At 69.6% G+C, this 21,891-nt stretch carries 17 protein-coding genes; 12 read left to right on the top strand and 5 right to left on the bottom strand.

All coding sequences use genetic code 11. The annotated features are described in order from the left end of the window. The first annotated feature begins 36 nt into the window (after nucleotides 1-36). The 7 genes from ABZ824_RS20610 (at nucleotide 37) to ABZ824_RS20580 (ending at nucleotide 4,646) form a co-directional block, all read left to right on the top strand. Nucleotides 37-354 (top strand): type VII secretion target, encoded by a 318-nt coding sequence (locus tag ABZ824_RS20610; protein WP_355076172.1) that lies wholly within the window; start codon nucleotides 37-39, stop codon nucleotides 352-354. Beyond that, nucleotides 351-1,724: a hypothetical protein gene (locus tag ABZ824_RS20605; protein ID WP_356964771.1), complete on the top strand. Its 1,374-nt coding sequence runs from the start codon at nucleotides 351-353 to the stop codon at nucleotides 1,722-1,724. Before ABZ824_RS20610 ends, ABZ824_RS20605 begins: the two co-directional genes overlap by 4 nt. 32 nt (nucleotides 1,725-1,756) lie before the next feature. Next, the gene (locus ABZ824_RS20600; protein ID WP_356964770.1) at nucleotides 1,757-2,098 is read left to right on the top strand and encodes a PE family protein; all 342 of its coding nucleotides are present in this window, start codon (nucleotides 1,757-1,759) and stop codon (nucleotides 2,096-2,098) included. 34 nt (nucleotides 2,099-2,132) lie between these two features. After that, nucleotides 2,133-3,134: a PPE domain-containing protein gene (locus ABZ824_RS20595; protein WP_356964768.1), complete on the top strand. Its 1,002-nt coding sequence runs from the start codon at nucleotides 2,133-2,135 to the stop codon at nucleotides 3,132-3,134. Continuing rightward, nucleotides 3,131-3,922 carry an ESX secretion-associated protein EspG gene (locus tag ABZ824_RS20590; RefSeq protein WP_355076180.1) on the top strand — a complete coding sequence of 264 codons (792 nt, stop codon included), beginning with the start codon at nucleotides 3,131-3,133 and terminating at the stop codon, nucleotides 3,920-3,922. The genes ABZ824_RS20595 and ABZ824_RS20590 overlap by 4 nt, the downstream gene beginning before the upstream one ends. Before the next feature lie 62 nt (nucleotides 3,923-3,984). Further along, nucleotides 3,985-4,293 (top strand): WXG100 family type VII secretion target, encoded by a 309-nt coding sequence (locus ABZ824_RS20585; RefSeq protein WP_355076182.1) that lies wholly within the window; start codon nucleotides 3,985-3,987, stop codon nucleotides 4,291-4,293. A 59-nt stretch (nucleotides 4,294-4,352) separates the two neighbouring features. Then, nucleotides 4,353-4,646 (top strand): type VII secretion protein EsxR, encoded by a 294-nt coding sequence (locus tag ABZ824_RS20580; protein ID WP_356964767.1) that lies wholly within the window; start codon nucleotides 4,353-4,355, stop codon nucleotides 4,644-4,646. A 68-nt stretch (nucleotides 4,647-4,714) separates the two neighbouring features. On the opposite strand, the gene eccE is transcribed toward ABZ824_RS20580, so the two are convergent. Beyond that, the gene (gene eccE, locus ABZ824_RS20575) at nucleotides 4,715-6,367 is read right to left on the bottom strand and encodes a type VII secretion protein EccE (RefSeq protein ID WP_355076186.1); all 1,653 of its coding nucleotides are present in this window, start codon (nucleotides 6,365-6,367) and stop codon (nucleotides 4,715-4,717) included. Between the two features lie 265 nt (nucleotides 6,368-6,632). Between eccE and eccB the strand changes: the two genes are divergently transcribed. After that, nucleotides 6,633-8,141, top strand: coding sequence for a type VII secretion protein EccB (gene eccB / locus ABZ824_RS20570; RefSeq protein ID WP_356964766.1), 1,509 nt, complete (start codon nucleotides 6,633-6,635; stop codon nucleotides 8,139-8,141). Between the two features lie 25 nt (nucleotides 8,142-8,166). On the opposite strand, the gene eccA is transcribed toward eccB, so the two are convergent. Beyond that, on the bottom strand, nucleotides 8,167-9,999 hold the full coding sequence (gene eccA / locus ABZ824_RS20565; RefSeq protein ID WP_356964764.1) for a type VII secretion AAA-ATPase EccA: 1,833 nt from the start codon (nucleotides 9,997-9,999) through the stop codon (nucleotides 8,167-8,169). Nucleotides 10,000-10,236: 237 nt separating this feature from the next. Between eccA and eccD the strand changes: the two genes are divergently transcribed. From eccD to eccCa, 3 genes are read left to right on the top strand one after another with little or no spacing between them, the layout of a single operon-like run. Continuing rightward, nucleotides 10,237-11,715, top strand: a complete 1,479-nt coding sequence (gene eccD / locus ABZ824_RS20560) for a type VII secretion integral membrane protein EccD (protein WP_356964763.1) — start codon at nucleotides 10,237-10,239, stop codon at nucleotides 11,713-11,715. A gap of 26 nt (nucleotides 11,716-11,741) precedes the next feature. Beyond that, on the top strand, nucleotides 11,742-13,127 hold the full coding sequence (gene mycP / locus ABZ824_RS20555) for a type VII secretion-associated serine protease mycosin (protein ID WP_356964895.1): 1,386 nt from the start codon (nucleotides 11,742-11,744) through the stop codon (nucleotides 13,125-13,127). Nucleotides 13,128-13,172: 45 nt separating this feature from the next. Further along, the gene (gene eccCa, locus ABZ824_RS20550; protein ID WP_356964762.1) at nucleotides 13,173-17,252 is read left to right on the top strand and encodes a type VII secretion protein EccCa; all 4,080 of its coding nucleotides are present in this window, start codon (nucleotides 13,173-13,175) and stop codon (nucleotides 17,250-17,252) included. A 166-nt stretch (nucleotides 17,253-17,418) separates the two neighbouring features. Here eccCa and ABZ824_RS20545 read toward each other — a convergent pair whose 3' ends face one another. Next, nucleotides 17,419-18,024, bottom strand: coding sequence for a GNAT family N-acetyltransferase (locus tag ABZ824_RS20545; RefSeq protein WP_356964761.1), 606 nt, complete (start codon nucleotides 18,022-18,024; stop codon nucleotides 17,419-17,421). Between the two features lie 3 nt (nucleotides 18,025-18,027). Beyond that, a complete protein-coding gene (locus tag ABZ824_RS20540) occupies nucleotides 18,028-18,831 on the bottom strand; it encodes a GntR family transcriptional regulator (RefSeq protein WP_355076198.1) in 804 nt (267 codons plus the stop codon). Between the two features lie 358 nt (nucleotides 18,832-19,189). On the opposite strand from ABZ824_RS20540, the gene ABZ824_RS20535 reads away from it, so the two are divergent. Continuing rightward, nucleotides 19,190-19,501 (top strand): DUF4254 domain-containing protein, encoded by a 312-nt coding sequence (locus ABZ824_RS20535; RefSeq protein WP_355076200.1) that lies wholly within the window; start codon nucleotides 19,190-19,192, stop codon nucleotides 19,499-19,501. A 50-nt stretch (nucleotides 19,502-19,551) separates the two neighbouring features. Here the strand turns inward: ABZ824_RS20535 and ABZ824_RS20530 are convergent, their stop codons facing one another. Continuing rightward, nucleotides 19,552-21,309: an AAA family ATPase gene (locus ABZ824_RS20530; protein WP_356964760.1), complete on the bottom strand. Its 1,758-nt coding sequence runs from the start codon at nucleotides 21,307-21,309 to the stop codon at nucleotides 19,552-19,554. Nucleotides 21,310-21,891 lie beyond the last annotated feature (582 nt).

Genomic DNA, 21,891 nt, shown 5'->3' with positions numbered 1-21,891 from the left:
AAACGTCGGGGGATGTTTCGGGATTGGACGATGATCATGAGCCACATTGAAGTAGTCCCGGATGCGCTGCGTGTGTACGGAAGCGAATCGGCGGCCATGGCAGCCGGAGTAGGGGCGATCGCCGCGACCGACCAAGCCGCGACGGTCGCCGCGGTGGTCCCGGTGTTCGGCCTGATCGGCCAGGAGTTCCTTGTCTCGTACGCTTTCGCCCAGGCCAACCACCTGTCGTCGGTGGCGCAGCTCGCCGCCGTGCACGCGGGTACGGCGTTGACGGCGCATCAGGCCGCCGCCACCTACGAGGGCACGGACACCGCGTCGGGCGCGGCCATCGGAGCCATCCGCACGCGGTCATGACCACGCCGGGAGCCATTCCGCCACCCGGCGCCGATCCACTGGATCCCACAATCCTGGAATTGCTGCGGGGCAGCGCTCTCGCGCCCATGCTCGACATGCCGGTGAACGACGTCTTGCGCAGCATGGGTTTACCGAATCTGCCGGAGATGCCTGCCTTCGTGCAGCTGCCGGAGCTGCCGCCGCTGCCGACGATCGATCTCGGCGCGCTCATGCGCCCGTTGACCGATCTCGCCTCCGCGTTCGGCACCGGTCGACTCGGCGCGCCCGCGCCCGCACCGGCCGGTGCCACCGCCGCGCCCGCGCCTCCGGCCGACCCGACGCAGTTGCTGCAGAATGTGTCCACCGTGATGCAGACGGTGATGCAGGTCGGCTCGTCGCTGGTGCAGACCTTGATGTCGGTCTGGCAGGGCATGGCGGCGATGGAGGCGGCGAAGAAGGCCGGTGCGGCGCAGACCGACGCGAACGAGCTCGCGGCGCAGAGCACCCAGGAGAAGTCGGTGCTCGGCAGCGCGGCGGGCAGCGTCTTCACCGGCGCGGGCCTGATGTCGGCGGTGCTGGCGAAATTCTCCACCACCATGGCCTTCGCGCCGCTGCTCGCGGCTTCGCCGGGCGGGCAGGGTTTCCTCGTCGCGTCCGCGATCGAGGCGATGACCGAGGCGCTGGCGATCACCGCCAAGACCAAGGCGGAGATGGTCGGCCACAGTGCGAGCATGACGCAGGCCGGTCAGAAGGTGCCGATCACGAACGCGCCGACGGGAGTGAAGTCGACCGAACAGCTGACCCAGCTGATGAGCATGATCACGCCGCTGATCAGCACGGCCGGTCAGGTAGCGCAGTCGCTCGGGCAGTTGGCGGCCGCCAATCCTTCGCTGCTGGCGCCGAAACCGATCAGCGCCCTCGGCGCACACGAAGGCGCGGGTGAGCCCGGGGAAGGCAAAGAAGGCGAGGAAGGCGAGCACGCAGGCGGCGCGGGTGGCGTCGGCGGTGGCGTCCCGGGTGCGATCGCCGCGGCTGCCGCCCCGCTGAACCCCTGGCCGGGGACCCGGGTGGCCGGTGGGTCGCTCGGCAGCATCGGCGGTGCGAGCGCCGCTGGTACCGGAACGTCGTCCGAGGTGTCGACCACCGTCGCGGGTACCGCCGCGGCGGGGACCGGAACCGGGGCCGGATACATGCCGATGGGCGGCGCGGGCATGGCGGGAGCGGGCCTGGCCCGCGACGGCGAATCGACCACCGACGCGCTGCGCGGCCAGATGGTCACCGGTCAGCACGGCGACGAAGTGGTCGGCCGGATCGAGGGGGTCTCGCTGCCGGTGGTCGGCGCGGCCGACGCGACATCGGAACCACCGCCGGATAAGGAACTCACGCTCTGACGTGAGTGCCGAGCAGTACACAGGAGGGTCTTATGAGTGACGGGCGGGGTCAGGTGTACGACAGCGTGCGATTCGACTCGGTCACGGCGGCCAAGGCGTCGTCCGGGCTGGACGCGCTGGCCGACCGGTTGGCGTCGGATCTGCGCTCCGCGGAGGAAGCGCTGACCGTCGTTCCCGCCGGCGCCGACGAGGTGTCCGGCCGGGCCGCGCAGACCGCGAACGACGTGGCGTCGTCGTACCTGGCCGGTGCACAGGCCAGCGTGCACGAACTGCGCAAGCTGGCGGCCACGTTGCGGCTGCACTCGAACCAGTTCGACGGCATGGAATCGGCCAACACGGCCGATTTCGACACCACGGGCGGCCGGCCGGCCTGACCGTCGTCGAGCAACCGAAAGGTCTTCCGCGGCAATGATCGAACCACCGCAGCCAGGTTTCACCGGCGTGGTGTGGACCGCACGCCCGCCTGAGCGGCTCGCGCGCGACCTCACCACGGGGCCGGGCGCCGTGCCGATGGCCGAGGCCGTCGCCGCGTGGTCGCGCCTCGCCGCGTCGTTCGGCGCCGCTGTGGTCGAGTACGAGAAGGTTCTCGCGGACGTGCGCGGGGCCTGGCAGTCGGGACGCAGCGACGAAGTGCTGCAACAGATCACGACTCTGCGGGATTGGCTGGTCGACGCCGCCGCCGCTGCGGCGGCCAACGCCGCGCGGTTCCAGGCCCAGGTCGCCGCGTACGAGATCGCCCGGCTGGCGATGCCGAACACCGCCGATCTGGAAACCCTTCAGCAGGTGCAACGAATGCTGGAGTCGGTGACCGGGATGCTCGGTACGCCGATCCGCGCGATCGCGGCGGACACCGACGCCGAGCAGGACGCGGCGAAGGCGATGGCCTCGCGGGTCATGCGGAACTACGAGATGGCCACCGAACCACTGGCCTTGCCGTGGCAGCACCAGCAACCGCCCGTCGTGGCGCCGGAGCTGGCGCTGGCCGCCGAACAGGCCGCGGGATCGGCCGAGGCCGCGAATTCGGCCACGATGCCGCGCGGTGCGGCGCCGATCGGTGCGATGCCGATCGGGACGGTGCCCATCCCGGCGATGCCGCGGGTGCCCACCGCGTACCAGGCGCCGGTGTACGCGCAGTCGGCCGCCACGGCCGAGGTCGTCCCGCGCGCCGCCCCGGCCACGGTGAACGTGGGTGGGCAGCCCGCTCCGCTCGTTCCCGGTGCGCTGGGGCAAGCCGGGCCCGCACAAGACGCGGCACGATTCCCACGCGCCGGACTTCCCACGGAGACGAGCGATCAGATCGGCTTCGAAGGCGGCATCCAAGCCGCGCCCGCGGTGCTCGGCGGCGCCGAACCCGCGGCGCACGCCGTCGCGCCGAGCGAGGCCGGTGCCCAGACGGGAGGTGCGCCGTGACGTCGCTGACGAACGACGCGCTGCTCGTCGTCGCCGAGCGGCTCGGTGTGCAAACCTTGCCGCTGGTGCTTTCGGTCGGGCCGCAACAGGATTCGATCGAGGAGTATCGCGCCGCGCGGGAGCGTGCGCTGTCCGGCCTGATCGGTGACGGCCTGCTCGACGCCGAGGGCGAAGTCGAATCCGACCTCGCCGGTGCGCTGTTCGTCCTGGCGCAGCCGGACCGCGAACTCGTCGCCCGCGTCTACACCGAGGACGGCGCTCGCCGCTTCTGCCTGGCGCGCCGGGGCGAACAGCACGCGCTCGCCGTCCGCTCGGGCGACAGCTTCGAGGTGACGTCGATCTGGGCCGACGGCTCGGACGCCGCACTGACTCGTCCACTGCTGGCCGCGCTCGGCTCGTGCGAACCCGCGCGGATCGCCGGATTCAGTGCGCTCGCGAGCGAATTGGCCGACCGGATGGACGCGGCCGAGGGCTCCGGCGATTACGCCGACGCGGTGTACGCCCTTGGCGTCGGTGAGCGCGACGCCGCCGTGCTCGGCCTCGCCTTCGGCTCCTGCCGCGCCTACGCCGAGATCGTGGCCTACGCCCATCGAGACGGGCTGACCAGCCGGGCGCCCGGCGCGGTGGTGGTGTACGACACCGGCCGCGGCCGCATCGTCGTCGCCCCGATGGTCGCGCCGGATCAGCAGATCTGGTCGACGGTCACGACGGGCACCGACCACCGGGTGACTCAGGCGGTCGCCACGTTGCTGGAAGGGCTGCCCGGGGGGAGGTGGCTGCCTCAGTAGCTGCTCGGTGAGATCGTCCGGATCTCCGCACCCATACAAGTTCTGACGAAAGGATCAACGAAATGGCTTACACATCTCTCGGCGACGGCTCGGGGAACACCTACGGTGTCGAAGCAGGCGGCATCGACAGCGTCGTCAGCCGCATGGAGGACTCGATCTCGACGCTGCGCACCTCGATCAACCAGATCGACGAGTCGGTGCAGGCCGTCGCGCGCGGCTGGCAGGGCGACGCCCACCGCGAGTTCAACACCGCGGCCCACGACTGGCACGACGAGGTCACCGCGCTCAACGGCAAGCTGGACCGGCTCTCGCAGGCCGTGACCTCCGGCAAGAACACCATCGTCGGCTCCGACCAGGCCGGTCTGGCGTGACCGCTGGACGGTGATGCCGTCCAGCCGGATCCCCAACCTCTCAGCAGAAGGAGACAACCATGACCATCAAGTACAACTCCCCGGCCATCACCGAGATGGTCAGTGACCTGAACCAGTACGGTTCCAACATGAAGGCGCAGATCGACGAACTCAACGGCGCCGCCGCCGCGTTCCAGCAGAACCTGCAGGGTGAGCAGGCGGTCGCGAACTTCACCAAGGCGCACAAGGATCTGACCGGCGAGCTGGAGGACACCCTCCAGAAGCTGGACAACCTGGGCGTCAAGGTGGAGAACGCGCTGAACCGCGCCATCGAGGCCGACGGCAAGGTCGGCGACGGTTTCGCCGCCTTCTGATCGCGGGGTAGCGACGAACAGCGGCCGGCTGGAACGGTAAGGGTTCCAGCCGGCCGTTTCGTGTGCGGTCAGCGGGCCGCGAGCGACTCGCCGATGTAGTGCATCTCGTCCGGTGTGGTGACCATCAGCACGGTCGCGCTGCGCGCGGCGGTGCGCACCGTGATCCGATTGGGCGCGTCCGGATCCTGGATGAGCGTGACGTCCGCGTCGACCGACCTGCCGGTATCGTCCGGCCGCCGCACGTGCACGATCGTCGCGCCGCCCGCGTGGGCGATCGGCGGGATTCCGTCGAACACCAGCACCGTCGTGCTCGGATAGGGAGCGGCGGGAGGCGGCGGGGGAGCGGGGGGATGGTAGCTGGCGCCCGCGGCCCGCGGAGCGATCGAGAGCACATGCGGTGCACCGAGATTCGCGACCATGGTGTGCCACGCCTCGGGCCGGGCGGTGTGCACGATGGCATGCGCGCCGAGCGCGGTGGCGCGCAGGATCACCTGCTGAGCGAGATCCAGGTTGCCGATCACCTCCAGGTGCCTGGTGCCCTCGCCGATCAACGGCACCGCGATGCCCTGCCCGCGCTCGTCGGCGCCGATGAGCTGGCCGCAGCCCGCCGTCGGCACCGCGAACTCGGTGAGCGCGGCCAGCGTGCCGCGATAGGCGATGTCGCTGCCCCAACGGCCTGCGTAACCGATGGGCAAGGTGTCCAACAGGATTCGCAGCTGGTTGCCGATCAGCTCGCGCAACCCTGGCAGGGGTGGTTGCTCGGGCGGTGCGACGGTGTCGAAGCGGACGACGGCGTTGAGCACAACGGTGTCGGCGAAATCGGTGTGCCGATCGTGGCGGCCCGCTCCCGGCCGCAAGCGCAACGTAACCGTGGTGGACAAGCTGGGCACCGCCCAGATGTCGGCCAGTCCGCGTGGGCCGATCATGTCGGCCGCGATCTGGTACTGGGTGAGGTAACGGCCTTGGTACTCCAACGTTTTCGGGGACTCGGCGAGTTGGTCGACGTCGAAGCCGTGGGTGAGCTGGCGCACGGCTGTGTTCATCTCGGTGGCGGTCAGCACGGACGCGGCGATGTCGTGTGCGGCGAGCCGGTTGGCGACCCGGCGGGTGGCGATGATCGCGGTGCGCAGCGCGCCGCTGCCACCGCCGCCGCGATTGTCGACCGCCTCGGCGTTGGCCAGCGGATCCATCCGCAGCACCAGCCAGCAAGTGCGGTGCGCGATGGCGGGCAGGGGGCCGAGGATGCGGTCGTAGAGTTGCGCGGCCACGCCGGTGCCCGCCGTGCGCGCGCCCGTGCTCACCACGTCGATGCCGGCCAGGGTCAGATCGAATTGATCGAGGCAGCGGGCGATCTCGGCGAGCGGGAGCAGTTGGTCGGTGCTGAGCGAACCACGGTCCAGCAGCGTCAGCGTGTCCGGCGGCGGATCGATCCGGAGCATGGTGAGCAGCAGATCGCCGTCCCAGCGCACGCCGTAACCGCCGCCCTCGGCGAGCGGAACGTCGAGGGCGGGAGCCTGTGTGAGGCGTTCGGCCGGGCGCAGTCCGGGACGTCTGCGGGCGATCGCGCTACCGAGGCGTTCGGCGGGCGTGTGTCCGCGCAGCGGCGCGAGACCGGCCAGCGCGACCACCGCGCCCGCGGCGATCGCACCCCAGATCGAATGGCTGACGGCGAGAACGATCCACGCGACCGCGGCGGCCGATATCGAGACGGGAACTGTCACGCGCAAGGGAAAAATGCGAAACAACCAGAATTCCGGATCGCGCAGTGTGTCATAGTCCGATCGGCGTTGATTTCTCGGCGCAGGCGCATCCGTTATTTCACTATCGGTTGCCTCGCCGTTCATCGTTTCGTTCACAGTTGTTTGTCCCTGCTTCGCCTCGGTACGGCCGCCGTTGATCGGCTTCGGATTCCATCGGTTCAGGGCCGTCGGTGAATTACGGTACCGTGTCGAAGAGAATGGTGATCGATAGCTCGATGGAGACCATGTGCCTGCACAGCTGACCACCCGCGCTCAGGTCAATGGATACCGATTCCTGTTGCGCAGGCTCGATCACGCGCTGGTCCGTCGCGACGTGCGCATGTTGCACGATCCGATGCGTTCGCAGATCCGCTCGCTGCTCGTCGGCGCGGTGCTCGGCGTGCTCGTGGTGGCGGGCGCCGCGATCCTGGCCTTCCTGCGTCCGCAGGGCGCGATCGGCGACGCCGTGATCGTCTCCGGGAAGCAGAGCGGCGCGCTGTACGTGGTGGTGCAGGGCCAGGACGGCAACAAGACCCTGCACCCGGTGCTGAATCTCGCGTCCGCGCGGTTGATCACCGGCGCCGATGCCGAGCCGCACGCGGTGAAGGACGACAAGCTCGGCGATCTGCCGCGTGGGCCGCTGCTCGGCATTCCGGGAGCGCCGAGCGCGCTGCCCGGTTCCACGCAGGGCAAGAACTCGGAGTGGTCGCTGTGCGAGACCATTCCGTTGTCCGAAGGCGGTAGCGCCGCCGCATCATCGGGCGGCACGACGACGGTGATCGCAGGCCACCCCGCGCTCGCGGACCGCATCCGGACCTCGAATCACGACGAGGCGCTGCTCGTCCGGCGCGACAACAAGACCTACCTGGTCTACGACGGCAAACGCGCCGAGGTGGACCCGGCCAATTCGGTGATGGCCAGGGCATTGGACCTGCGCGCCCAGCGGCCCCGTCCGGTCGGCACCGGGTTGCTCGGCGCGACGACGCAGGTTCCCGCGCTGGCTCCGCCGCAGATCCCCCGGGCGGGGGAGCGGGGGCCGGGCCCGCTGTCGGAGATCCCGGTCGGCGGCGTCATCTCGGTGTCCGGCGTGGGGCCGGACGGCGGTGCCGCGCTGTACGTCGTGCTCGCCGACGGTTTGCAGCCGGTGTCGCCGTTCACCGCGCAGGTCATCAGGTACGCCGATTCGCACGGCATGCGGGAGATCGCGACCATGCCTCCCGATGTGCTGGAACGGGTTCCGGTGGTCCGGCAACTGCCGGTCGACGACTTCCCGGTGCGTGCCCCGAGGATTCTGCCCGCCGAGGACGCGCCTGTCGCCTGTGTGGCCTGGGCGAAGTCGCCGGGCGCCGCTCCAGGGCAGGGCCAGGACAACACGGGCGACGGCCCCGGCGAGCGCGCGGCGGTCAGCCTGCTGGTCGGCACCCGCTTGCCGATCGCGGAGTCCGCGAAACCCGTCGAGGTGTCCACCTCCGACGGCGCGGGCGACCGGGTCGACGCGGCCTACATCCCGCCGGGTTCAGGAGAGTTCGTGCAGGTGACCGGCATGGAACCGGGTAGCCCGCGCCGCGACAGCCTGTTCTACATCGCCGATACCGGCGTGCGCTACGGCATTCCGGACGCGGCCACCGCGAACGTGCTCGGACTGGGCGGCACCCCGCGCCTCGCGCCATGGGCGATCGTCGGCCAGATGGTCCCCGGGCCCACGCTGTCGGCGCGAGAAGCGCTGGTCAGCCACGATTCGCTGCCCACGAAATAGCGCTCGCCGGGCCGCCCGACCGGACTCAGTCCGTCCAGCCGACGTTCAGCGAGGTGAGCAGGCTGGACAAGGCCAGCTCCATGTCCGACGCCTCGATGCGGCGCAGCACCGCCTCGTCGATGTCGGTCAGGTCCAGCGATTCGTCATTGGCCAGCCGGAATTCGCGCTCTTCCTCGGCCGCTTCGATCACGTTGCGGACGAACCGACCGTTGCCTGCGAGGTCGACGCCGCGGCGCGGCTGACCGCTCTGGTCGGTGCTCTGCATCGCGTACAGGCGCTCGCAGGCCCGGACCAGCTGCTCGAGCGCTTCTTCGGACAGATCCGAATCGCGTTTCCTGGCGATCACCTGGCCGATCTGCCCCAGTTCGTCCGCCGTGTAGGACGGGAACTGCAACCGCTTCGAAAAGCGCGAGGCCAGGCCGTCGTTGGCGGTGAGCAGCCGGTCGATCTCGCCGTCGTAGCCCGCGATGATCACCACGAGACGATCACGGTCGTTCTCCATGCGCGCCAGCAGCGTGTCCACCGCTTCCCGGCCGAACGCGTCGCCGCCTTGCAGACCGGTCTGGATCAGCGTGTACGCCTCGTCGATGAACAGCACGCCGTCCATGGCGGTGTCGATCAGCTTCTCGGTCTTGATCGCGGTGCCGCCCAGGTTCTGGCTGACGAAGTCGACGCGCTTGGCCTCGACCACCTTGTCGGTCTTCAACAGGCCGACGCCGCAGTAGATCTTCGCGACCACCCGCGCGATGGTCGTCTTACCGGTGCCGGGCGGCCCGGTGAAGGCCAGGTGCTGGCCGCGCGGCTGACTCGCCAAGCCCTTCTCGGCCCGGATCTTCGCCAGTTGCGCCGACGACTGGAGCTTCGCCACCTGGGTTTTCACCGAGGCCAAGCCGATCTGCGAGTCCAGTTCGGCTCTGGCCTCGACCAGGATCTTCTTCGCCCGGTCCTGGCTCTCGGCCTGTTCCATCTGCTCCGTCGACGGCGAGGACGCCGGGTCCCACTTGTCGGTGCGCGCATCGATCACCTCGCGGCTGGTGACGGTGATCCGGTAGGTGCGGTCACGCATCGCGGCCGCGTTCGCCTCGAAATCCGGTGCCTGCGAGTACACCTTCTCGAACAGGGCTTGGGCTTCCTCCTCGTTGCCCGATTCCCGCAGGCACAAGCCGCGGCAGAACATCGCGGTCGACCGCGCCGCCGGGATCGGGCCCGCCTCGGCCTGCTGCATCCGCCGAATCGCCTCGCCGAACAAGCCGAGCTGGGCGCACGCGGTGCCGACCATGACGTGCGCGCCCGCCGCCAGGTACGGATCCTCCCAGTCCGCCGAACCGGCGAGCACCGCCATCACATCGGGCCAGCGCTGGGTGTTGTAGTGCAGTACGCCACGGACATAAGCGCAGATGCGGCTGTCGATCTCGCCTTCGGGGTTGCTCAGCTGTCCACCGCGGAACGTGTCGAGTTCGTCGAGCACCCGCTCGGCCTCGTCGTACTCCTTGTCGGCGATCAGCTGTGCCGCCCAGGCCAGCGTGACCTCGGTGTGGTTGGCCAGCGGGTAGTCGATGTACAGACCTGGCAGGAAGCGGCCCGCGAGTTCGCGTGGACGCAATCCGAGCCTGCGCTGCTCGCGGTAGAGCGTGCTCGCGCTGGTCTTGTGCAGATTGAACAGAACGTCCTTGGTCAGCTCGCCCGCGGCGGCGCGGCCGAGCCACGCGTCGCACATCGTGGGGTCCCACTCCGTGGCGCGTTGAAAAGCCAGTTTCGCGTAGTCGAGATCACGTGCGGATTCTTGCCCCTCGATGGACAATCCGAGCGACAGGATTCCGGCATCGAATGCGCGTTGTGCTTGACGGTTGCCGGTCATTGCTGTCGAACCCCGAAATCTTCGTTTCTCGTAGTAGAGACGTTCATCTGGATACCAGACTACCGATCGCGCGTGGCCCGGTTCGTCCGTTACATTAGGTTCAGCTGCCGGGAGGTCGCAACGCAAGAGTCGGCTATGTGTGCGAGTGCTCGATGTGGTGAAGTCGGGCACTCGGGACGGGTTCCAGCAAATGTTGTCGATGCGTGAATCATTGTTCCGGATGAGGGCTGGGGAAGGTTGCCGTTGATCGAGTCGGCGAGCGGTATACGTGCCACCGAACCCGTATTGAGTCGTGTTTCGGTCATCGGTGGGAACACTCAGGTCGATGTCGGATTGCCGGCCACCGTGCCGATCGCCACATTCATCGGTGATCTGGTGGCGCTCATCGAATCGCGTAACCCGGAGCGGACCGAGGCCGAGGAGGAGTCGGCGCCGCTGGACGCGCGGCACTGGACCCTGGCCCGGCTCGGCCGGGAAGCGATCGCGCCGAGCCGCACGCTCACCGAGGCCGAGGTCTACGACGGTGAGTTGCTGGTGCTGCGGTCGGTGGCCGCGAAGGAAGCGCCCGCGCTGTTCGACGACGTCATCGACGCGGTATCACGGCTGACCGCCGAGGAATTCCGGAGCTGGTCCGGGGTGGCCGCCCGCTGGATGGGTCTGGTCGTGTCGGCGCTCAGCGTGCTGGTCACGCTGGTCGTGCTGGTGATCTCGCGCGGGCACGGCGATCCGATCGCGCCCGCTCTCGCGCTGCTCGGCTGTGGCACAGCGGGATTCGTCGCTGCGGGCATCGCCGCGCACAGATACGCCGACACGGCGACCGCGACCTGGTTGTCCCTGGACGGACTGCTACTGCTGTTCGGCGGCGCCGCGCTGCTGGTGCCGGGCACGCTCGGCAGTCCCCATCTGCTGCTGGGCAGTTCGGCGCTGCTGATCGCGGCGCTGCTGGGCTACCGGATAACCGGCACCGGCGCGACGCTGTTCTCCTGCGCCGCCGCGCTCGCCGTGATCGCGGGCGTCGCCGCGGCGATCCACCTGATCTGGCATCCGGGCCTGCCGAAATTGTCGGCCGGTCTGCTGGTGGCCGGCATCGTGATCATCTCGGCGGTGCCGCGGTTGGCGGCCGTGCTCGCGCGGCTGCCGATTCCGCCGGTTCCCACCGCAGGCGGCGCGATCGACCCGGCCGACCACGAGCCGCGACCGACCATCGAGGGCATCGGCGCCATCGGCGCCAGCGCACTGCCCTCGGCCGCGGGACTAGGGGTGCGGGCACGGACGGCCAACCGGTTCCAGTCCGGCCTGGTCGCGGCGTGCACCGCGAGCGCGGTCGTCGGCGCGTTCGGCGTGGCCGATCCGCTGGGTTCCGGACGCTGGCAGGGCATCACGCTGGCGGTCGTGACCGCGATCATCCTCGCGCTGCGCGGCCGCTCGTTCGCCGATCTCACCCAAGCCGCGACGATGATCGGCGGTGGGTGCCTGACTGTCGTGGCCCTGGCCGTCGGATTCGCCGTCGGGGATTCGGATTACACCTTGCTCGCGGCAGGCGTCCTGCTCGCGTTCGCCGCGGGCGTGGTCGGGTTCGGGGTGATCGGTCCGCACATCGAGGTCACCCCGGTGACCAGGCGGATGATCGAGATCTTCGAGTACTTGCTGATCGTGGCGGTGATACCGCTCGTGCTGTGGGTGATGAACATCTACTCGATGGCCCGGAACATATGACCGGCAGCGCCTTCCGCCGGATCGTCATGCGGATGGCCTGCGCGGCGACGGTTGCCGGCGCCGGAATCGGCGTGCCGTGGCCGAGTGCCCAGGCGATCTCCCCACCGGGCATCGACCCCGGCGCGCTCGGCGCCGCACAAGGTTTGAGCGCGCGGCCCGCGCCGTTGGAGCCGACCGAACAGCGCGCCGTCTGCGCCGAACCCCTGCTCACCGGCGCGCCGCCGGGCGAGCCTCCGATGGCCCAGCGCGTGCTGGATCTGCCGTCGGCGTGGCAGTTCAGCCGCGGCGCCGGGCAGAAGGTGGCCGTCATCGATACCGGGGTGAATCCGCACCCGCGGTTACGGTCTTTGCAACCTGGCGGTGACTTCGTCTCCGACAGCGACGGCGCGGTCGATTGCGACGGCCACGGCACCCTGGTCGCCGGAATCATCGCGGCCCAGCCCAGCCCCGGCGACGCCTTCGCAGGCGTCGCGCCCGACGCGGACCTGCTCACCATCCGGCAGCTGAGCCTGGCCTACGAGCCGAAGGACCGCGGCGGCCGTGGCGATCCGCCGGGCAAGATCAGCAGCGACGGCTACGGCAGCGTGCTCACCCTGGCGGCGGCCGTGGTCCGCGCCGTCGATCTCGGCGCCACCGTCATCAACATCTCCGAAGTAGCTTGCACCGCAGCCGGTTCGGACACCGCCGACGCCTCGCTCGGCGCGGCGGTGAAGTACGCCTACGACCGCAATGTCGTCGTGGTCGCGGCCGCGGGCAATCTGCAGCCCGACGGCGCCTGCTCGAAACAGAACGAGGGTTCCGGCTGGAGTTCGGTGGCCACGGTCGCGAGTCCGGCCTGGTTCACGCCCTACGTGCTCTCGGTGGGCTCGGTGGACTCGACGGGCCAGGTGTCGGAGCTGTCGCTGCACGGCCCATGGGTGGGCGTCGCCGCGATCGGCCGCAATATCGTGTCGCTGGACAGCAAACCGGGCGCCACCGGACTGGTCGACGGCGTCCAGACCACCGACGGAATCCGGGCCGTGGAAGGCACCAGCTTCGCGGCCCCCTACGTGGCCGGGCTGGCCGCGCTGGTGCGGGCCCGCTTTCCGGAACTCACCGCGCAGCAGGTGATGGACCGCATCATCCGCACCGCGCACGGACCGGGCACCGGCCGCGACGACCGGATCGGCCACGGCCTGATCGATCCGCTCGCCGCGCTCACCGCGCAGCTGCCGGAGAAACCCGTGAGCGCGGGCGCCGACGCCGCCCGTCCCGTCGCCGCGCCGGTGATCCCGCCGGGCCCCGACCCGCGGCCGCGCCGGATCGCGGTGATCGGCTCCATCGTCTCCCTGGCCTGCCTCGCCATCGGTGTGGCCGTGGCGTTTCCGTTCCGGCGGACCAGACAGGACCTGAACGCGGAATTCGATCCGTAGCGCGGGCGCAGCTCGATCGCTCGCCGCCGACCGAACGAAGGAATCATGGCTACCGAAGGCTTTGTGCGCCGCCCCCGTATCGCGCCGCCCCGGGCACCCGGTGGTGAGGTGGCGCTGACCGCTCCGCCGGAGATCGCGCGCGCCCTGCCCGCGCCGCTGATGATGAAGCTGATGCCGGTCGTCATGGTGGTCGCGGTGGTCGGCATGATCGCCATGATGGCGATGATGGGCCGCAACCTGCTGGCCAATCCGTTCATGATGATGTTCCCGATGATGATGCTCATGTCGATGGTCGGCATGATGGCGGGCTTCCGTGGCGGCGGCCCCAAGCGCGCGGTGGAACTCAACGAGGAGCGCAAGGACTACTTCCGCTATCTGGACCAGGTCCGCAAGGAGGTGCGCCGCACCGGCGGCAAGCAGCTGGAGACGCTCCGGTGGAGTCACCCCGAACCCGCCGACCTGCCGTCCCTGATCGGGACGAGGCGAATGTGGGAGCGCAGGCCCAACGACCCGGACTTCGGACACGTGCGCGTCGGGGTCGGCAGCCACCGGCTGGCCACCAAACTGGCGCGCCCCGAGACGGGGCCGCTGGAGGATCTGGAACCGGTGTCCACCGTGGCCCTGCGCCGATTCGTGCGCACCCATTCGGTGGTGCACCGCCTGCCGACCGCCGTGTCGCTGCGCGCGTTCCCCGCGATCAACATCGGCGGCCAGGTCGAGGACGCGCGCATGCTGGCGCGGGCGATGCTGATGGAGCTGGCCGCCTTCCACGGTCCCGACCATCTCGCCATCGCGATCGTCTGCTCGGACCCGGACGGCCCGGCCTGGTCCTGGGCGAAATGGCTACCGCAACTGCAGCATCCGACCCAGCGCGACGGCATGGGCTCGACGCGGATGATGTACCACTCGCTCGGTGAACTGGAAACAGCGCTGGCGGCCGAGCTGCTCGAGCGCGGCCGGTTCATGCGCAACCCACAGCCGACCCAGGGGCGACTACATCTGGTCGTCGTCATCGACGACGGCTACGTCAGCGGCAGCGAACGGCTGGTCAGCGAATCGGGCCTGGATTCGGTGACGGTGCTCGACCTCACCGCGCCGGAAGGCGGGCTCGCGGCGCGGCGCGGACTGCAACTGGTCGTCGGCGACGGCGAGGTGGCCGCGCGCAGTGCGGCCGGCGTGGAGAAGTTCGCCACCGCCGACGAGGTGAGCACGGCGGAGTCCGAGTCCTTCGCTCGCGCGCTGGCCAGGTACCGGCTCGCGACGGCCGCGCAGATCGTGAGTCTCGGTGAGGGAACCACGGCCGATCCGGGACTGATGGCGCTACTGAAGATCCCGGACGCGGCCCAGATCGATCCGGCGCGGGTGTGGCGTCCGCGTACCGGCAGGGAGCGGCTGCGGGTGCCGATCGGCATCACCCCCGACGGCACTCCGGTGGAGATCGACATCAAGGAGTCGGCCGAGAACGGCATGGGCCCGCACGGCCTGTGCATCGGCGCCACCGGCTCCGGAAAGTCGGAATTCCTGCGCACTCTGGTGCTCTCGCTGGTCACCACGCATTCGCCGGACGCGCTGAACCTGGTGCTCGTCGACTTCAAGGGCGGCGCGACCTTCCTCGGCCTGGACTCGCTGCCGCACGTCGCCGCCGTGATCACCAACCTGGAAGAGGAACTCTCGCTGGTCGATCGCATGAAGGACGCGCTCGCGGGCGAGATGAACCGCCGCCAGGAGCTGCTGCGTTCGGCGGGCAACTACGCCAACGTCACCGACTACGAGAAGGCGCGCGCCGCGGGAGTGCCGCTCGATCCGCTGCCCGCGCTGTTCATCGTGGTCGACGAGTTCTCCGAACTGCTCTCGCAGAAGCCGGATTTCGCGGAGCTGTTCGTGATGATCGGCCGCCTCGGCCGGTCGCTGCACGTGCACCTGCTGCTGGCGTCGCAGCGCCTGGAGGAGAACAAGCTGCGCGGACTGGAATCGCATCTGTCCTATCGCATCGGCCTGCGCACGTTCTCGGCGAACGAGTCGCGTGCGGTACTCGGCATCACCGACGCCTACCATCTGCCGAGCGTGCCCGGATCGGGATATCTGAAGAGCGACGCGTCGGATCCGTTGCGGTTCAACGCCAGTTACGTGTCCGGTCCGTACGTCGCGCCGCAGGGCACGGTGACCGGCGAGGACGGCAGCCCGGTCGCGGGCAGGCGGCCCGCGTTGTTCACCGCCGTGCCGGTGGAGATACCCGACCCGATCGATGCGGAGACCGAAGCGGAACCGGTCGCGCCGTCGAACCCGCTGCTGGAGCTGCCGCCGCCACCGTCGGCCGCTGGGGCCGTGCCCGGCGCCGACGAGGGCATCCCGGACACGTTGCTCGACGTGGTCGTCAAGCGGCTCACCGGGCACGGCCGCCCGGCGCACGAGGTGTGGTTGCCGCCGCTGGACGAATCCCCGACGGTGGACATGCTGCTGCCGGACCCGGACTGGCGTTCGCCGGTCAACCGGCACGGCCAACTGTGGATGCCGATCGGCGTCATCGACAAGCCCTACGAGCAGCGCCGCGATGTGCTCACCATCAATCTGGCTGGCGCACAGGGCAATGTCGCGGTCGTCGGCGGCCCGCAGTCGGGCAAGTCGACGACCCTGCGCACCATCATCATGGCGACCGCGGCCACGCACACTCCCGAACAGGCGCAGTTCTACTGCCTCGACTTCGGCGGCGGCAGCATGGCGGGCTTGTCCGGCGTGCCGCACGTGGGTTCGGTGGCCGGTCGCCTCGACGGCGATCGGGTGCGCCGCACCGTCGCCGAGCTCACCACGCTGATGCGTCAGCGCGAGGAGCGGTTCGCCGCGCTGGGCATCGAATCGATGGCCGAGTTCCGGCGCCGCAAGTTCGGCGAGGGCCGTCGCGTTCCGGATGGCACAGCCGGGCCCGCCGATCCGTTGGCCGCCGACAAGTTCGGCGACGTGTTCCTGGTGATCGACGGCTGGGCCGCGATCCGCGAAGAGTTCGACCTGCTGGAGCCGCAGATCAACGCCATCGCGGCCCAGGGCCTGTCGTTCGGCATCCACCTGATGATCGGCGCCGCGCGCTGGGCCGAGATCCGCCCGGTGGTCAAGGACCAGATCGGCACCCGCGTCGAGCTGCGGCTCGGCGATCCGTCCGACTCGGAGATGGGCAGGCGCACCGCGCACCAGGTTCCGGTCGGACGCCCGGGGCGCGGTCTGACCGCGGACCAGCTGCACATGCTGATCGCCTTGCCGCGCCTGGACTCCGACTCCGACCAGGGCAGCCTGGCCGACGGTGTGGCGCAGGCGCGGGCCGGACTCGAACAGCAGTACCCGAACCGCCGCGCGCCCGAAGTGCGCATGCTGCCGCTGCGCTTCGGCAGGGACGAGCTGATGGCCTCGGCGAAGGCGGAAGGCGTCGAGCTCGGCCCCACCCGCGTGGTCGTCGGTCGCGGCGAGTCCGAATTGCAGCCGCTGGTGCTGGATTTCGGCGTAGAACCGCACTTCATGGCGTTCGCGGACGTGGAATGCGGCAAGACCACCCTGTTGCGCAACATCGTGATGGGCGTGGTGGAACAGTCGACCACCGAGCAGGCCAGGATCATCATGGTGGACTACCGCCGGACCATGCTCGGCGTGGTCGAGGGCGACCACCTGGCCGGATACTCGACGTCGTCGCAGACCTGCGGTCCGATGATCCAAGAGGTGGCTGGGTATCTCGCCAAGCGGATTCCCGGCTCGGATATCACACCGCAGCAACTGCGCGAACGCAGTTGGTGGAGCGGCCCGGAGATCTACATCGTGGTCGACGACTACGACATGGTGGTGGCCGGTACCGGCATGAACCCGTTCGCGCCGCTGTTGGAATACCTGCCCCAGGCGCGGGACATCGGCATGCATTTCGTGGTAACCCGCCGCAGCGGCGGTGTGTCCCGCGCGCTGTACGACCCGATTCTGGGCACCATGAAGAACCTTTCGGTGGAGACGCTGATCATGAGCGGGTCGCGCGACGAGGGCAAGCTGATCGGCGACGTGCGGCCGAGCAAGCTGCCGCCCGGCCGTGGAACACTGGTCTCGCGCAGCAGGGGTATCGAGATGGTGCACATCGCGCACTTGCCGCCCATCTGATCGGTTCGCCGTCGTGCGCCGGATACTCCGGCGTGCGCGGAGCGGCTCGTGAGTGCGCGGCACGATCGCGCACCAAGGCGTCCTGCGATATTCGGTTACACCGTGCTCGTCGCGCGCGGCGGGCAGCCCCGGACAGCGCGGATCGTTCAGTTGTCGCCGCGTGGGATCAGTTGTTCGGCGGCGGTGGGCGCAAAAGCGCCGGCGCGGCCACTCGCCCGACAGCGGGGACCGGCACGGGAAGTGCGGGATCCCAGCTATCGGCTCTTCGCTCGAACAGCGCGCGTGACGGGCCCAGCGCGAGCGGGCCCGCTATGCGCACCAAACGGAATCCCGCCGAACGGTAGTAGGCGTGCAGGTCGGTATTGGTGGTCCACGCGTCGAGCCGGACCCAGGCGCGGCCCTGCGAGCGGGCGAGCAGTCCCGCGTGCGCCAGCAGGTGATGGCCCACGCGCCGGCCCGCGAAACGCAGATCCACGATCATGTAATGGGCGATCACCGCGTCGTCGAGTTCCCACGCCGACCATAGACCGGCGTCGGCGCGGTCGTTGACCGTGATCGTTCCCGCCGGTTCGCCCGCGACCTCGGCGATCCAGGTCTCGCCCGCGTCCAGCGACCGTCCCACGGCGCGAGCGAAGATCTCGATGGGCAGGCCGCGTCCGGCGACCGTCCACTGATCGGAGCCGCGCGCGGTGAGCCACGCCGTGCGCTGTACGCGCAGGCGGCAGATCATGCCGAGATCGCCCCATGTCGCCTGGCGCAGCGCGATCGTCATGGGCTAGGCCCGGCCGGTCCCGTGCGAATCGGCAAGCGTGGTCCGGATGACTGCGGTGCCTTCGGCGTCGCCGAGCTCGTAGGCGAGCCGATTGCCGGAGGCGAGCGAACGTTGCCGCGTGGCACGGGTGACGCGCTCGTGGTTGGCGCCGATGCGCAGGTGGTCGAGCAGGATGGTGCCGGTGGCGACGCCGAGCACCAAGGCTTCCTCCGCGGTGGCAGGCCGGGCGACGAGCGTGTCGCGGTGCGCGGTCTCGGCATGGCCCCGGTCGGCGAGGCGGCGGGTGGTGCCCTCCGGAATATCGTGCGGTGAGTCGATTCCGGTGGCCTCGGCCAGATCACGGGGATAGAAGCTGACCTCCCACGACCACGGCTCATGGTCGAGATACTGGACCACCGTCCTGGCCAGCACCCACGAATCCGGCGGTATCCCCAACCAAGACGCGACTTCGGGGCTGGCGGGCTCCATCTTCGCGCTGAACTCCTTCGACGGCTCCCGGTGCGCGGCCCGCGCGATCTCCTCGAAGATGTCGTGCGGGGTCTGCGGCCGGTCGGGGCGGATGGAATCGGTGACAACGGATTCCAGGATTTCCTGGTTTCGAACGATCGTTCCGCGGGAAGTAGCTGTATAGACGAGATTTTCGGTCACCAGCACCTGGATCGCGTTGCGGGCCGTGGTAATCGAGACCTGCATTTGATCGGCAAGCTCCGAGTGACTGGGCAGTCGATCGCCCGGTTTCCACTTGGCTGCGCGGATCTCCTCGCGGAGGAGGTCTGCGATCCGGTGATACGTCGGACCGTCCGCCATCTTGCTCCTCGGTTGGTCATGCAGGTAACGAAGTGTACTCTCCGTGACTCCCTACGGCCCGTTAACGCTTGACAGGTGCCTTCAGAGGTTTATTGTAATGAAGTCCTGATCCGGTGTTGTGCGGCGATGACGGCGAGGCAACGTGGCAGGTTCGGATACAACGGTCGTAATGGCCCTCCCTGGCACACCTAGGTGTGTCGATCCTTCGGTGCGCTCTTCGGCACCGGGATTGCTTCCCACGTCCGACCTATTGGTTCGGGCGTGTCGCGGACACCGCGTGGTCGGTGGTCCGCTCTTGTGGTTCGCTCGTGATCTGGCAGTGCTACATGAGCGCCGCCTGGTCGGCCGCGGTGGTTCGGTGGACACCTCCGTGGCGGTGGTTCGCGAAATCGAGCGTCGCAGAGTCGAATTGGTGATGGCCATCGACGACTGGGTGATGCGAAGTGTGCCGCAGCATCGGCTCGGCGCCACTCTGCACACCGAAACGGTGGGTGCGGTGATCGATCGCCTCGCCGAGTCGTCGGTGCGCGCGCACCACGCGTTGATGACTCTGAACGCGCACGACGATTTGCTGCACAACGCGTGGCATCATCTCGCCGAACTCGCGGACGCCTATGACGATCTGGTGCGCGACGTCATGGCGGGCAGGCGGCGTCTGCCCGAGTGGTGAGCGGCTGATCCGTTCGCCCTTCGCCCCGCCGGGCCACCGCCCGGCGGGTGTCACGGGTGGTAACGACGATGATCGGTGGCGAAGTCGTCCGCGACGGTCGCGGCCAGCTCGACGTAGGCCCGCTTGGTCTGCTTGTGCAAGCGGTGCAAATCGATTTCGGCGCCCTCGGACATGTGCGCGTCGAACGGGATGATGTGCACGGCGCGGCACCGGGACAGGAAGTACTCCCGTAGCTGCTGGATACCGACGTTCGGTGATCCGGCCCGCGGGGAGTTGATCACCACCACCGCGTTGCGCACCAAATGGTCGTGGCCGTGCAGCGACAACCAGTCCAATGTGGCTGCGGCACTGCGGGCTCCGTCGATCGCGGGGGAGGAGATCAGTACCAGCGAGTGCGCCAGGTCGAGCACACCGGACATGGCCGAATGCATGAGCCCGGTACCGCAGTCGGTGAGGATGATGTTGTAGAACCGCTGCAGGATTCGGGCAACCGCGCGGTACTCCTCTTCGCTGAACGCCTCCGACGCGGCCGGATCACGTTCGCTGGCGAGCACTTCCAGGCGGCTCGTCGCCTGCGAGGTGTGCCTGCGCACATCCGAATAGCGCTGGATGGTCGAATCGAGGAGCAGGTCGCGCACGGTGGACCTGGTCTGCAGGGGCACCCGCTGCGACAGCGTGCCGAAGTCAGGATTGGCGTCGACGGCGATCACCCGGTCGCCCCGGATCGAGGCGAAGGTGGAGCCGAGACCCATTGTGGTGGTGGTCTTTCCGACACCGCCCTTGAGCGACAGCACCGCGATCCGGTAGTCGCCGCGGACGGGCTGCCTGATCCGCGCGACCAGTTCCTGCAACCTGCGTTCCTCGGCGGACATACCGGGGTTGATCGCGCCGCCGGACACGTGGTGCACGGCCTTGCGCCACCCGGTTCCCGGAGCTTTCTTGGCCCGGCGCAGCGGCACGTCGTCGAGTGAAGGCTGCTGGAACGGGGCGCCCTGCTGGGCGGGGGGCTGTGGGTAGCCGGGAGGCGTGCCCCACTGCGGGGCGGGGTGACCAGTGGCTTGGTGCGGCGGCACGGAATGCGGTGATGCCGGACCGGATTCGGGCGCGGCAGCATTGCGCCACTGGTCGATGGGGACCTGCGGTGCGCTGCCCGCTGCCTGATCGCCCGCGAACTGCGTCGGGTGACCGGCGGGTACGCCGCTCGAGGCGTTGGGGTGCGGCTGTGGCGCGCCCGCGTCGTAAGCCGCATCCGGACGGGGCTGAGGTGCAGGCTGCTGGTCGGAGTTCGGCGCTTGTCCGACCGGCGGCTGGGACGCCGAAGGTTCGTTCGGTTCCGCGGACAGTCGGTGGCGTCCGCCACCGGCGACAGGTCGCGCCGCCACCGGGCCGATGTCGGTCGCGCCGGCGCGGTTCGACGCCGGTGCGCTCGAGTCCCTTCGTGCGCGAGTCGCATCGCCCGACCCCGCCGAGTCGGGCGGTACGGGGGCCTCCGGCGCGGTACCGGACGCACTGTTGTGCGGCGCGGGCGGGTCGGGCAGCGGTGGGAGTCGGCGCGGCGCGTCGGTCGCGGGCGCGGCGGCCTGCTCGGGCCGAGGAGCCGCGAGCCACGGCGGCGGACCATCGGGAATCACCGCCGTGGGAACGGGTGCGGCGGTCTGCGGGGCTTGCGCCGGATGCTCGGTAATGGGCGGTGTCCGGTGGGCATCGCTCGACGGCGTGATGTCGCCGGTGCCCAGTGTGGAGCCATGCTCGGATCCCGCACCTGCCGACGTTGTCGGGGCCTGAGCCGCTGCCGCGCTCCGGTTCACCCCGGCAGTGGTGTTCGCGCTGTGCGGTTCGGCCGGGCTTGCGCCGGTGGATGACGTGCCGGTGTCGGCGCCGGTCGGCGTCGCTTCTCGGCTCTCGGCCTGCCGAACAGCGTCCGCTCTCCCGGAAACGGGATCCTCAGCGGAACGTGCCGCTGTCGGAGCGCCGTGCGGCCCTGCGTGCTCGTCTGTTGACGGCCCGGATTGCTCGCCGTGCGGTGACTGCGCATTTTCGCTCAGCGGGTCGGGGGCCTGCCACGCGCTGGATACTGGCGTGGCGGTCGGGGCCGACGGGTGTCCGCCCTGCCGCGCCGCGTCCTCCGGGCCGGTTACGGGCGAGGTCCCGCCGCTGGTCGGGCCTGCTGACGGTGGAGCGGATGGCACGCCGGTCGGTGCCTGAGTGTTCTGCCGCGCGGTGTGGTCGGCCGTGCTTCGGTCGGGAGTCGACGTCGCCGGGTCGATGGGGGGCTGCGGTGCGGGCTGTGTGCTGGTCGGTGTCGAGGAGTGTCCGCCCTGCCGCGCCGCCTGGTCCGGAGCGGATGGCACGCCGGTCGGTGCCTGAGCGTTCTGCCGCGCGGTGTGGTC

This window comes from Nocardia sp. NPDC047038 (assembly GCF_040644075.1).
Classification (GTDB): domain Bacteria; phylum Actinomycetota; class Actinomycetes; order Mycobacteriales; family Mycobacteriaceae; genus Nocardia; species Nocardia sichangensis.
The sequence above is the reverse complement of the archived record's forward strand: the minus strand, read 5'-3'. Positions and strand labels throughout refer to the sequence as shown.